At 68.9% G+C, this 12,599-nt stretch carries 14 protein-coding genes; all 14 read left to right on the plus strand.

The genetic code is table 11. The annotated features are described in order from the left end of the window. Positions 1–48: 48 nt before the first annotated feature. Genes AC1MEM_RS13680 through AC1MEM_RS13745 form a run of 14 tightly spaced genes read left to right on the plus strand, consistent with a single transcriptional unit; the run spans position 49 to position 12,597 of the window. Positions 49–783, plus strand: coding sequence for a beta-ketoacyl synthase chain length factor (locus tag AC1MEM_RS13680; RefSeq protein WP_499471233.1), 735 nt, complete (start codon positions 49–51; stop codon positions 781–783). Then, positions 776–1,549 carry a lysophospholipid acyltransferase family protein gene (locus AC1MEM_RS13685; RefSeq protein WP_499471235.1) on the plus strand — a complete coding sequence of 258 codons (774 nt, stop codon included), beginning with the start codon at positions 776–778 and terminating at the stop codon, positions 1,547–1,549. Before AC1MEM_RS13680 ends, AC1MEM_RS13685 begins: the two co-directional genes overlap by 8 nt. Next, positions 1,542–1,796 carry a phosphopantetheine-binding protein gene (locus AC1MEM_RS13690; protein WP_193685382.1) on the plus strand — a complete coding sequence of 85 codons (255 nt, stop codon included), beginning with the start codon at positions 1,542–1,544 and terminating at the stop codon, positions 1,794–1,796. The genes AC1MEM_RS13685 and AC1MEM_RS13690 overlap by 8 nt, the downstream gene beginning before the upstream one ends. 22 nt (positions 1,797–1,818) lie before the next feature. After that, complete coding sequence (locus tag AC1MEM_RS13695) at positions 1,819–2,091, plus strand: acyl carrier protein (RefSeq protein ID WP_499471238.1); 273 nt, start codon at positions 1,819–1,821, stop codon at positions 2,089–2,091. A gap of 4 nt (positions 2,092–2,095) precedes the next feature. Next, the gene (locus AC1MEM_RS13700) at positions 2,096–2,656 is read left to right on the plus strand and encodes a COG4648 family protein (RefSeq protein WP_499471240.1); all 561 of its coding nucleotides are present in this window, start codon (positions 2,096–2,098) and stop codon (positions 2,654–2,656) included. Further along, complete coding sequence (locus AC1MEM_RS13705) at positions 2,649–4,355, plus strand: ApeI family dehydratase (RefSeq protein ID WP_499471242.1); 1,707 nt, start codon at positions 2,649–2,651, stop codon at positions 4,353–4,355. Before AC1MEM_RS13700 ends, AC1MEM_RS13705 begins: the two co-directional genes overlap by 8 nt. A 6-nt stretch (positions 4,356–4,361) precedes the next feature. Continuing rightward, entirely contained in the window at positions 4,362–5,438 is a 1,077-nt protein-coding gene (locus AC1MEM_RS13710) for a methyltransferase (protein WP_499471244.1), read from the plus strand. Position 5,439: 1 nt separating this feature from the next. Then, a complete protein-coding gene (locus AC1MEM_RS13715) occupies positions 5,440–6,180 on the plus strand; it encodes a glycosyltransferase family 2 protein (protein ID WP_499471246.1) in 741 nt (246 codons plus the stop codon). Further along, positions 6,168–7,115 carry a lysophospholipid acyltransferase family protein gene (locus AC1MEM_RS13720; protein ID WP_499471247.1) on the plus strand — a complete coding sequence of 316 codons (948 nt, stop codon included), beginning with the start codon at positions 6,168–6,170 and terminating at the stop codon, positions 7,113–7,115. Before AC1MEM_RS13715 ends, AC1MEM_RS13720 begins: the two co-directional genes overlap by 13 nt. Then, positions 7,102–8,670, plus strand: a complete 1,569-nt coding sequence (locus tag AC1MEM_RS13725) for an HAL/PAL/TAL family ammonia-lyase (protein WP_499471248.1) — start codon at positions 7,102–7,104, stop codon at positions 8,668–8,670. Before AC1MEM_RS13720 ends, AC1MEM_RS13725 begins: the two co-directional genes overlap by 14 nt. Continuing rightward, the gene (locus AC1MEM_RS13730) at positions 8,663–9,097 is read left to right on the plus strand and encodes an acyl-CoA thioesterase (protein WP_499471249.1); all 435 of its coding nucleotides are present in this window, start codon (positions 8,663–8,665) and stop codon (positions 9,095–9,097) included. The genes AC1MEM_RS13725 and AC1MEM_RS13730 overlap by 8 nt, the downstream gene beginning before the upstream one ends. Next, positions 9,094–9,702: a LolA family protein gene (locus tag AC1MEM_RS13735; RefSeq protein WP_499471251.1), complete on the plus strand. Its 609-nt coding sequence runs from the start codon at positions 9,094–9,096 to the stop codon at positions 9,700–9,702. The genes AC1MEM_RS13730 and AC1MEM_RS13735 overlap by 4 nt, the downstream gene beginning before the upstream one ends. Then, positions 9,699–12,065, plus strand: coding sequence for an MMPL family transporter (locus tag AC1MEM_RS13740; protein ID WP_499471252.1), 2,367 nt, complete (start codon positions 9,699–9,701; stop codon positions 12,063–12,065). Before AC1MEM_RS13735 ends, AC1MEM_RS13740 begins: the two co-directional genes overlap by 4 nt. Beyond that, complete coding sequence (locus AC1MEM_RS13745; protein ID WP_499471254.1) at positions 12,043–12,597, plus strand: DUF3261 domain-containing protein; 555 nt, start codon at positions 12,043–12,045, stop codon at positions 12,595–12,597. Before AC1MEM_RS13740 ends, AC1MEM_RS13745 begins: the two co-directional genes overlap by 23 nt. Positions 12,598–12,599 lie beyond the last annotated feature (2 nt).

A 12,599-nucleotide genomic window follows, 5' to 3' on the forward strand; every position in this document is an offset into this window, starting at 1 on the left:
CGCACGATTGGGTTTTCTTTCTGTTTTTGTTTCTCCATTCCATTCGCCATGCCTGATAACCACGTCCTCTTTTCGATAGCGCGCCACGCGGCCTGGGCGCCGGGCGTGAGCTCGCCGCAGCAGTGGTCGGCATGGGCGCAGGCGCCGTGGACGATCGTGCCGGGCGAGGAGCCGAAAGTGGCGGCCATGCCGGCGATGCTGCGCCGCCGTGCCGGCTTTCTCGGCCGCATGGCGCTGGAGGTGGCCTATGCCTGCCTCGGCCAGGACGCCGACGTGCCGACCGTCTTCTGTTCGCGCCACGGCGAAGTGGGGCGCGCGATAGAACTGCTGCGCGAACTGGCGCGCGGCGAGCCGCTGTCGCCGACCGCCTTCGGGCTGGCGGTGCACAATGCCAGCGCCGGCCTGTTCTCGATCGCGCGCGCCGACCGCGCCAACCATATCGCGCTGGCGGCAGGCGGCGCCACGCTCGAACACGCGGTGATCGAAGCCTGCGGCCTGCTGGCCGACGGCGCGCCGATGGTGCTGCTGGTCGCCTGCGACGAGCCGCTGCCCGCACCGCTTGGGCATTTCGAGGATTGCACCGAGCAGCCTTTCGCCTTTGCCTGGGCGATGGTCCCGGCAGGCGAGGACGCCGTGCGCCTGTCCTGGCGCGGCGCCGCCGGCCACGCTGAGTCAAGCTCGACCCCGGGCGGCCTCGAGGTGCTGCGCTTCCAGCTCGGCGAGGGCGCGCCGCTCGAACGCAGGGCGGGGCCGCACCACTGGACCTGGAGCCGCGATGCTTGACGCCCTCTGGCGCGGCTGGCGCGTGTTTGCCACCGGCCTGTCCTTCGCCCTGTTCGGGCTGGGCGGGCTGCTGCTGCGCGTGATCGTGTTTCCGCTGCTGGCCTTGTGCGTGCGCGAACCGCGGGCCCGCGTGCGCGCGGCGCGGGCCACGATCCGCCTCGGCTTTCGCGCCTTCGTCGGCCTCATGAACGGGCTCGGCGTGCTGCGCTATGAAGTGCATGGCCTCGACAAGCTCGACCGCGCCGGCCAGCTGATCCTGGCGAACCACCCGACCCTGATCGACACGGTGTTCCTGATCGCGTTCGTGCGCAATGCCGACTGCATCGTCAAGGGTGGCCTGTGGAACAACCCCTTTACCGGCGGCCCGGTGCGCGCCGCCGCGTATGTGTGCAACGACCGCGGCCCGGAACTGGTCGACGACTGCATCGCCTCGCTGCGCGCGGGCGGCAACCTGATCGTCTTCCCGGAAGGGACGCGTACGCCGCGCGGCGGCACGCTCGAACTCAAGCGCGGCGCGGCCAACATCGCCGTGCGCGGCGCCCGGCCGGTAACGCCGGTGCTGATCGCATGCCAGCCGCCGACCCTGGGCAAGGGCGACAAGTGGTGGCAGGTGCCGCCGCGCCAGGCGCGCTTTCGCATCGAAGTGAAGGACGACATCGGCATCGAGTCCTTCACCGGCCCCGGCATCCCCGACGTGATGGCGGCGCGCCGCCTCACCGAATACCTGCAACGTTATTTTATGGAAGAAGGCCAGCACCATGCTTGAACAGGAAGTGAAAGAACTGATCGTCGACGTCCTCCAGCTGGAAGACATCGCCCCCGCCGACATCGACAGCGAGGCGCCCCTGTTCGTCGAAGGGCTGGGCCTCGATTCGATCGACGCGCTGGAAATCGGCGTGGCGCTGCAAAAGCGCTACGGCATCACGCTGTCGGCCGAATCGCAGGAAACGCGCCGTCATTTCGCTTCGGTACGCGCGCTTGCCGCGATGATCGAAGCCAACCGCAAAAAGTAGTAAGTAGAAGAAGGAGCAGGCCATGGTAGCAATTAACGATATGAACCGCGACGAACTGTTTGTCTGGATCGCGGACCTGCTGGCCGAGATGTTCGAGCTCGATCGCGACGCGCTGACGCCGGCATCGAACCTGTACACGGACCTGGACATCGACAGCATCGACGCCGTCGACCTGGCCGTGAAACTGAAGCAGACGACCGGCAAGCGCCTGCAGCCCGAGGTGTTCAAGACCATCCGCACGATCGACGACGTCGTGAACGCACTGGCCGGCCTCGCGGAAGAGCAGGCGGCGTAACTTCGTGCTGTGGAATGCCCTGACCATCGCGCTGACGCTGGTGTATCCCCTCGCCATCTGGCTCGGCCACGGCAGCATCGAGCCGCGCTGGCTGGCCGGCCTGCTGCTGCTGACGGTGGCCAGCCGCCTGCCGCGGCTCAAGCTGAGCGCGGCGGCGCGCTGGAGCGCCCTGGGCGCCCTGGTGCTGGTGGCGCTGGCAGTCGGCTCGAACGCCGTGCTGCCGCTCAAGCTGTATCCGGTGCTGGTGAACGCCGCCTTCCTGGCCGCTTTCGGCGGCAGCCTGCTGTCCGGCCCCTCGATGATCGAGCGGCTGGCGCGCCTGCGCGAGCCCGAACTGCCGCTTGAAGCCGTGCGCTACACCCGGCGCGTGACCCAGGCCTGGTGCGTGTTCTTCGTCGCCAATGGCGCGGTCTGCCTCGGCACCGCCCTGTTTTCCCCGGATGCCGTCTGGTCGCTCTACACGGGCGTCGTTTCCTACGTGCTGATGGGTTTGATGTTCGGCGGCGAATACCTGCTGCGCATGCGCTTTAAACGGCTGCATCATAAACGGTTGCATCATGTCTGATTTTTTTCCTCGCCTCGCAGCGCGCGCGCCTGAGGCGCTGGCGGGCTGGCGCAACGGCGCGCCGGTCACCCATGGCGAACTGCTGGCCCGCGCGCGTGCCTGGGCCGCGCTCGGCCGCCGCACCGCCACGCGCGATGTCGCCGTGTACATCGACGACAGCCTCGAATTCGCGGCGGCCCTGATTGGCGCCTGGCTGGCCGGGAAGACCGCATGGCTGGTCGCCGACACGCTGCCCGCCAGCTGCGCCGCGCTGGCAGGGGAAGTCGGCGCCTTCTGGGGCGAGTTCCCGGCCGCGCATGCGCCGTGCACGCCCTCAGCGAGCGACGACTGTGCGCCCGAGTGGCAAACCCCCGGCCCGGATTTCCCCGCGCTGGTCGTCCACACCTCCGGCAGCACCGGCGCCCCCACTGCGATCCGCAAGCGCTTCTCGCAGCTCGGTTCCGAGATCGCCGCGCTCGAGGCGGCCTTCGGTGCGCTCGTCGGCGACGCCACCGTGCTGTCGACGGTCTCGCACCACCATATCTACGGGCTGCTATTCCGCGTCCTGTGGCCGCTGCTGGCCGGCCGTCCGGTCGAGGCGGCGCGCCACGAGTTCCCGGAAACCCTGGCCCCACGCCTGGGTGCCGGGCCCTGCCTGCTGCTGGCCAGCCCCGCGCACCTGAAGCGCTTGCCGGAACACCTCGACTGGCAGGGCGCGGCCCAACTGCGCGCCGTGTTCTCCTCGGGCGGCATGCTCGAGCACGAGGCCTCCCTGCATGCCCGCAGCCTGCTCGGCCATTCCCCGATCGAAGTCTACGGCAGCTCCGAGACCGGCGGCGTGGCCTGGCGTCAGCGTGCGCCGGGCGGCTTTGAGGCCTGGACGCCGTTCCCTGGCGTCGAATGGCGTGCCGACGCCGACGGCCTGCTGGAGTTGACTTCCGGTCCGGCCGGCGGCTGGCAGCGCCTGGCCGACCGCGTCGAAGCGACCGGCGGCGGGCGCTTCGTGCTGCGCGGCCGCGCCGACCGCATCGTCAAGATCGAAGAAAAGCGCGTCTCGCTCGACGCGATCGAGGCCGCCCTGTGCGCGACCGGCCTGGTGCGCGAGGCACGCGTGCTGGCCTGCCTCGACGGCGGCGCGCGCCAGTCGCTGGCCGCCTTCGCGGTGCCCACCGAAACCGGGCAGGCCCTGTTCGAGGCGGGCGGCAAGAAGGCACTGAGCGCGCGCCTGCGTACCGCGCTGGCCGACTCGACCCACGCGGTCGCGCTGCCGCGCCGCTGGCGCTTTCTCGCGCGCCTGCCGGTCAATGCCCAGGGCAAGACCACCCAGGCCGACCTGCTGGCGCTGCTGGGCTTGCCCGACGCCGGCGCGCCGGCGCGCCCGCGCTTCCCGCAGGTCCGCCTGCTCGAGGACGAGGCCGCGCGCAAGCTGCTCGAGCTGGTGGTGCCGCCGGAGCTGCTGTATTTCGACGGCCACTTCACGGTGGCGCCGGTGCTGCCGGGCGTGGTGCAGGTCGACTGGGCGCTCCACTACGGGCGCCTGCATTTCGGCCTTGCCGGCGCCTTCGCCGGCATCAACGCCCTGAAGTTCCAGCAGATGATCCGGCCGCAGGTGCCGGTGCGGCTGGAGCTGACCTGGGACGCCGTCAAAGGCAGCCTGAATTTCCGTTATTTTTCCGAAGCCGGCGCACACGCGAGCGGCCGCATCCTGTTGGGGACCTGATCGACCATGTTGAATAAAAAATTTTCGCCGGAGCGCCAGAGCGCCTTCGAGGCCCGTTTCGAAGCGCAGAAGATCGCCTACGGCCCGGTCGTGTTCCAGTGCGTGCGCTATGCGTGGAAGCGCGGCATGCTGCAGGCGATCGCGGACGCCGGCGACACCGGCCTGTCGGTCGGGCAGATGGCGGAAAGCGGCCGCTGGACGGCGTATGTGCTGAAGGTGGTGCTGGAAACCTGCCTGTCCGCCGGCGTGGTCTACCTGAGCGAAGGCCGCTACGTGCTCGACAAGGCCGGCTTCATCGTGCTGACCGACCCGATCACCCAGGTCAACATCGACTTCAACCATGATGTCTGCTACCAGGCGCTGTTCTCGCTCGAACAGTCGCTCGACGCCGAAAAGCCGCTGGGCCTGAAGGTGTTCGGCGACTGGCCGACCGTCTACCAGGGCCTGGCGCAGCTGCCGGAGCCGGCGCGCGGCAGCTGGTTCGCCTTCGACCACTATTACTCGGATTCCTCCTTCCCCGACATCCTGCCGGACGTGTTCGCGACCGCGCCGAAACGCGTGATGGACATCGGCGCGAATACCGGCAAGTTTACGCTGGCCGCGCTGGGCGCCAACCCGTCCGTGAAACTGCACCTGGTCGACCTGCCGGGCCAGCTCGCCGTGGCCGACAAGGCGCTGCAGGACGCAGGCCTGCGCGAACGCGCCAGCCTGCACCCGACCGACCTGCTGGATGACGCCGCCGCGCTGCCGCCGGGGATGGACCTGATCTGGATGAGCCAGTTCCTGAGCTGCTTCTCGGAAGCCGCGATCGCGAGCATCTTCCAGCGCGTGGCCGCCGCACTGGCGCCGAACGGCCAGGTGCTGGTCATGGACACCTTCTGGGACCGCCAGCGCTACGACATCGCTTCCTACTGCCTGATCAACACCTCGCCCTACTTCAACAACCTCGCCAGCGGCAACAGCAAGGTCTACGAAAGCGAAGACTACGTGCGCCTCGCGAAAGCGGCGGGCCTGGACCTGGTCACCGCGCGCGACGGCATCGGCTACTGCCACTCGCTGCTGCGCTTCGCCAGGGCCGCCTGAGATGTTCCAGCCCTGCGTCGTCATTCCCGTCTACAACCACGAGCACGCGATCGGCAAGGTGCTCGGGCAGGTGCTCGCGCACGGCCTGACCGTGATTCTGGTCGACGACGGCAGCTCGCCCGCCTGCGCGGCGACGCTCGACGCACTGGCGACAACGCATGCGGGACAGGTGGTGCTCGAGCGCCACGCGGTCAACCAGGGCAAGGGCGGGGCGGTGCTGACCGGCTTCGCACGCGCGGCAAAGGACGGCTACAGCCACGTGCTGCAGGTCGACGCCGACGGCCAGCACTGCGTCGCCGACGTCAAGCACTTCCTCGATGCCGCGCGCGCACAGCCGGGGGCGGTGATCGCGGGCTGCCCGGTGTACGACGAGTCGGTCCCGGCGCTGCGCCTGTATGCGCGCTACCTCACCCACGTCTGGGTCTGGATCAATACGCTGTCGCTGGCGATCCGCGATTCGATGTGCGGCTTCCGCGTGTATCCGGTGGCGCCGGTGCTGGCGCTGGCAAGGCGGCGCCGCCTGGGCCTGCGCATGAACTTCGACATCGAGATCCTGGTGCGCTTGTACTGGGACGGGGTCGAGGTGGCCAACCTGCCGACCAAAGTGGGCTATCCGGAGGACGGCGTCTCGCATTTCAAGGCATGGACCGATAACGTCCTGATCACGCGCATGCATGTGGCCCTATTCTTCGGCATGCTGCCGCGGATTCCTTCCCTGGTGGGGCGCAGATGGCGCACGTAAGCTCTCCAGATACGCGCCACTGGGCGGCCATCAACGAAGCGAGCTTCGTTGCCGGCATGCGCCTGCTGTTCTGGGTCTGCCGCGTGTTCGGCCGCTGGCCCTTCCGCATCGTGCTCTATCCGGTGCTGTTGTGGTACGTGGCGACCCAGGGACGTGCGCGCCGGGTCTCGGGCGACTACCTGCGCCGGGTCGGCGCACCGGCCAACCTGGCCGGCGTGCTGCGTCATTTCGGCGCGTTTGCCGAGACCATCCTCGACAAGATGCTGCTCTGGGGCGGCCTGTTCGACTATGGCCGCGTCAGCGTGCATGGCGCCGAGCCGCTCCTGCAGCGCATCCGCGCGGGCCAGGGCGCGCTGCTGGTGTGCTCGCACCTGGGCAACCTCGACCTCAGCCGCGCGCTGTCGATGGAGACGCCGGGCCTGAAGATCACGGTGCTGGTGCATACGCTGCACGCGCAGGCCTTCAACAAGATGCTGGCGAAGCTCGATCCGCGCAGCGGGATGAACCTGATGCAGGTGACCGAGATGACGCCCGCGATGGCGATGGAACTGTCCGAACGGATCGGCCGCGGCGAGTTCGTCGTCATTGCCGGCGACCGGGTGCCGGTCGCACCGAACCCGCGCGTGGCATTCGCTCCTTTCCTGGGCCAGGCGGCCGCCTTCCCGGTCGGCCCCTACGTGATGGCATCGGTGCTCGGCTGCCCGCTGTATGCGATGTTCGCGGCGCGCCAGGGCGAGCGTTACGAGATCCACTTCGAGCGCCTGCGCGAATCGGTCAGCCTGCCGCGCCGTACGCGCGATGCAGCGCTGGCCGAACTGGCGGGCGAGTATGCGGCGCGCCTCGAACACCATGCCCGGCGCGCGCCGCTGGAGTGGTTCAACTTTTACGATTTTTGGCAGTTACCCGATCCGGAACGCGCAGATGCAGCCCACTAGCCCCAGCACTACCACCGCCCCCCAGCGCAGCGTGCGCTTCGACCGCGAGCGCCTGGCGCTCGGCGACATCGTCGACATCGCGCGCGGCGCGGCGCGTCCGGAACTCTCGAACGACCCCGCCTTCCGCGCCGCGATCGCGAAGGGCGCCGACTTCCTCGACCGCCTGCTGCGCGAAGACGGCGCCATCTACGGCGTGACCACCGGCTACGGCGACTCCTGCACCGTGGACGTTCCGCTGTCGCTCGTGTCGGAACTGCCGCACCACCTGTACACCTACCACGGCTGCGGCCTGGGTGCGCACCTGGACCCGGCGCAGACGCGCGCGGTGATGGGCGCGCGCCTGGCCTCGCTGTCGAAAGGTTTCTCGGGCGTCAGCGTGGGCCTGCTCGAGCAGATCGTGCGCCTGTTCGACGCCGGCCTGCTGCCCCTGATCCCGAGCGAAGGCTCGGTCGGCGCCAGCGGCGACCTGACCCCGCTGTCCTACCTTGCGGCTGTGCTGTGCGGCGAGCGCGAAGTGCTGCGCGACGGCGTGCAGGTGCCGGCGGCGCAGGCGCTGGCGCAGGCAGGTATCACCCCGCTGCGCCTGCGCCCGAAAGAGGGCCTGGCCATCATGAACGGCACCGCGGTGATGACGGGCCTGGCCTGCCTGGCCTGGGACCGCGCCGATTACCTTACGCGTTTGAGCACCCGCATCACGGCGCTCGCCTCGTTCGCGCTCGACGGCAACGACCACCATTTCGACGAGACCCTGTTTTCGGTGAAGCCGCACGCCGGCATGCAGAACGTGGCGGCCTGGCTGCGCCAGGACCTGGAATACGCGGGCCAGCTGGAACGCAACGGCAAGCGCCTGCAGGACCGCTATTCGATCCGCTGCGCACCGCACGTCATCGGCGTGCTGGCCGACGCGCTGCCCTTCTTCCGCGACGCCATCGAAAACGAATTGAACAGCGCGAACGACAACCCGATCATCGACGCCGAGGGCGAACGCGTGCTGCACGGCGGCCACTTCTACGGCGGCCATATCGCTTTCGCCATGGACGGCATGAAGAACGCGGTGGCGAACCTGGCCGACCTGCTGGACCGCCAGATGGCCTTGCTGGTCGACGCCCGCTACAACCAGGGCCTGCCGGCCAACCTGTCGGGCGCCGAAGGCCCGCGCGCCGCGATCAACCATGGCTTGAAAGCCCTGCAGATCAGCGCCTCGGCCTGGACCGCGGAAGCGCTGAAACTGACCATGCCTGCCTCGGTGTTCTCGCGCTCGACCGAATGCCATAACCAGGACAAGGTCAGCATGGGCACGATCGCCGCGCGCGACTGCCTGCGCGTGCTCGAACTCGTCGAACAGGTCGCGGCCGCGCTGCTGGTCACGGTGCGCCAGGGCGTCTGGCTGCGCACCAGGCTGGACGCCTCGCGTGCATTGCCTGCGCCGCTGGCGCGCATGATGGACCTGCTGGGCGAGGACATCGCGCCGGTCGTCGAAGACCGCCGCCTCGATCCCGAGCTGCACCTGCTGCTGGGCCGCATCCGCGCCCAGGCCTGGAGCCTGTATGCGTAAGGCGAAAACCCCCGCGCGCTGGTTCGCCGAAGTCGAGATGGCGGTGCAGTTCTTCGACCTCGACCCGATGCAGATCGTCTGGCACGGCAATTACGTGAAATACCTGGAAGTCGCGCGCTGCGCACTGCTCGACAAGATCGGCTACAACTACGGCCAGATGCAGGAATCGGGCTACATGTGGCCGATCATCGAGATGAATTTGCGCTACGCCGGTCCCGCCGCTTTCGGGCAGCGCCTGCTGCTGCGCGCCGAGATCGTCGAGTGGGAGAACCGCCTGCGCATCGATTACCTGATCAGCGACCTCGCCACCGGCAAGCGCCTGAACCGCGCGACCACGACCCAGGTCGCGGTCGACATCCAGAGCGGCGAGATGTGCTTCGTCTCGCCCGCCATCCTGTTCGAAAAACTGGGAGTACCCGCACCATGAAACGTGTTTTCCTCACCGTCCTGCTGGCCGCCTCCTGCGCCGCGGGCAGCGCCCACGCCGCGGCACCGATCGCGAAGATCCAGGCCATGCTCGCCAAACCGGAGCAGCTGTGCGGCCGCTTCGAGCAATCGAAGCAGCTGGCCGGCATGAAAAAACCCTTGCTGTCGACCGGGCGCTTCTGCGTCATCGCCGGCAAGGGCGTGCTGTGGCGCACCCTGAAACCCTTCCCGAACACCTTGCGCCTGAAGCGCGACGAGATCGTCCACCTGCAGGGCGACCGTGTCGCGATGCGCCTGGACGCCACCCAGGAACCGACGGTACGCATGATCAACGGCGTCCTGTTCTCGCTGCTGGCGGGCGACCTGGGCCAGCTCGACACCCTGTTCGAGGTCGACGGTTCCGTCACCGAGGGCGGCTGGAAGGTCGCGTTGAAAGCACGCAGCGCGGCGCTGGCGCGGGCCATCGGCGCGATTTCGCTCGACGGCGCGGCCTATGTGCGCAGCATCCAGATGGCGGAAGAGAGCGGCGACAAGACGACGATCGTTTTTTCCGACATCAAGACGGGGCCGGGCGCCGTATTGCCTGAAGAGGCGGCGCTGCTGTGATCACGCAAAAACGCCTCGCGCTGCTCTGGGCGCTCGTCGTCTGCCTGCTGGTCGGGCATAACGCCTGGCTCTGGCTGGGCCAGCGCATCGTGCCCGACACCGACATCCTGGCCCTGCTGCCGCAGGACGAGCGCGACCCGGTCTTGCAGCAGTCGTTCACGCACATGGTCGACAGCGCCCAGCAGCGCGTCGTGGTGCTGGTCGGCGCCAGAGACTGGAGCGACGCCCGGCGCGCGGCCGATGCTTACCGCGCCGCGCTGGCGCCGCACGGCGCGCTGATCGGTTTCGACGCGATCGGCGACGAGGCGCAAGCCGGCTGGCTGGCTGGCCTGCAGCGCCACGGCAGCCTGCTGGTCGGGGCCGCCCAGGAACGCCAGCTGCGCGAGGAGCCGGCGCGCTTCTGGGTCGATTCCGCCATGGCGCGCCTGTACAGCGCGTTCTCCGGGCCGAAGCTGGGCGCCTTCCGCGACGATCCCTTCGGCCTGTTCGCCGGCTGGATGCAGGAGCGTGCCGGCGAAACCCCGGTGCGTCCACGCGACGGCCGCCTGTTCGTGACGGGAGAAGGACGCGAGTATGTGCTGCTCACCTATACCCTGAAACAATCTGCGTTCTCGCTGGGCGCGCAAGGCGCCGTGGTGCCGCTGCTGGACGCGGCCACGCTGGCCGCCCGCGGCGCCGTGCCGTCCGCCGAAGTGATCCAGGCCGGCGTGGTGCTGCATGCGGCAGCCGCCGGCCGCCAGGCCAGCAGCGAGATCCACACCATCGGCGCGGGTTCCCTGGTCGGCATCGTGCTGCTGACCTGGCTGACCTTCCGTTCGGTGAAACCTATTTCCCTGATCGTACTGGCGATCGGCATCGGCTTCCTGGGTGCGCTGTCGGTGTGCTGGCTGCTGTTCGGGCGGATCCACCTGCTGACCCTCGTCTTCGGTGCGAGCCTGATCGGCGTGGCCCAGGACTACGGCATATATTTCCTGTGCCACCGCCTCGGCGCCGACCCCCAGCTCGATTCGCCGCGCCTGCTGCGGCGCCTGCTGCCTGGCCTCGGCCTGACCCTGCTGGCCGCCGTCATCGGCTACCTCGGCCTGGCGCTCACGCCCTTCCCGGGACTGCGGCACATGGCGGTGTTCTCGGCCCTGGGCCTGGTGTTCGCCTGGCTGACGGTGGTCTGCTGGTTTCCGGCCCTGATCGGCCCGCGCACGCTGAAAATGGGCCCGCTGGCGCGCCGCTACCGGGGGCTGGCCGCACGCTGGCCGCGCTTTTCAAACCAGCCGGCGGCGCTGCTCTTGGTCGCGCTGCTGGGCGTCTTCATGGCCGCCGGCTGGTCGCGCCTGAAGGTGAACGACGACATCCGCTCGCTGCAATCCTCGCCGCCGGCGCTGGTGCGCGACCAGATCAAGTTGAGCAAGCTGCTCGACGCCCCGAGCCCGGTCCAGTACTACCTGGTGCGCGGCGCCTCGAACGAAGAGGTGCTGCAGCGCGAGGAGTCGCTCAAGCGCCGCCTCGATCCGCTCATCAAGGGGGGCGACATCGCCGGCTACCAGGCACTGTCGAACTGGGTGCCTTCGCTGCGCGTCCAGGACGAGCGCCAGGCGCTGATCGACTCCCGGTTGCTGGCCGGCGCCGGACCGCTGGCGCAGCTCGCCCACGAAATCGGCGAGGATGGCGCCTGGGTCGAAGCCACCCGCGCACACCTGCGCGCCAACAGCGAGCCGTTGCGCCTGGATGAATTCCTGCGCACGTCCGCCAGCGAGCCGTGGCGCCATCTGTGGCTGGGCAAGGTGGAAGGGGAATACGCCAGCATCGTGGCCCTGCGCGGCATGCGCTATGCGTCGATCCCATCGCTCGCGCGCGCGGCCGAAGGCCTGGCCGGGGTGCAGTGGGTCGACAAGGTCGGCGGCATATCCTCGGTGCTGGGACGCTACCGCGCCAACATGGGCTGGGTCCTGCTCGGCGCCTACGTGGTGGTGTTCGCGGTGCTGTTCCCGCGCTACCGCGGCCGCACCTGGCGCGTGCTGGCGCCGACCGCGATGGCGAGTCTCCTGACCCTGGCGCTGCTCGGCTTTGCCGGCCAGAGCCTGCAGCTGTTCCACGTGCTGGCGCTGATGTTGTTGCTCGGTGTCGGCGTCGACTACGGCATCTTCATGCAGGAAGAGCATGGACGCGGCGACGATGCGCCCTGGCTCGCGGTCGGCCTGTCGGCCGCCAGCACCATTCTTTCATTCGGCCTGCTCGGCCTGTCCGGCACCCCGGCGCTGCAGGCTTTCGGCCTGACGATGCTGGTCGGGACCGCGCTGGTCTGGCTGGGCGCCCCATGCTTCACCCTGACCAAGGAGGAACCCCATGTTTCGCCCGTCCTGGCTTGACCGCGCCGCAGTGTTGGCAGCAATCCTGCTGCTGGCCGGCTGCACGAAGAAAGAAGAACTGCCGGCGCGCCTCGGCCTGCGCCTGGCACCAAGCGCGCTGGGCGAATCGATCAGCGTGCAGCAGCACCTGACCGTACAGCGCCCCGGCGGTACCAACGACCTCGATGCCGCGCTCGAAGTCGACCCGGCCCGGGTCAGCCTGGTGGGGCTCGCGCTCGGCATGCGCGTGCTGAGCCTCGAATTTGACGGCAAGGAGCTGACCGAGTGGCGCCACCCGATGCTGCCGAAGCAGGTGCGCGCCGCGGACGTGCTGGAAGACGTGCAGCTGACCGTGTGGCCCGTTGCCGCGATCGCGCAGGCGCTGCCGGCCGGCTGGACCATCGAAGAGCATGGACTGCGCCGCACGCTGCGCCGCGAAGGCGAGGTCGTGGCCACGATCGACTACAGCGGCACCCCGCGCTGGAAGGGCAAGGCGGTGCTCGACAACCTGCGCTACAAATACAAGCTGACCATCGAGTCGGCCAGCGAGTGAAT

This window comes from Telluria sp. AIW5 (assembly GCF_056680575.1).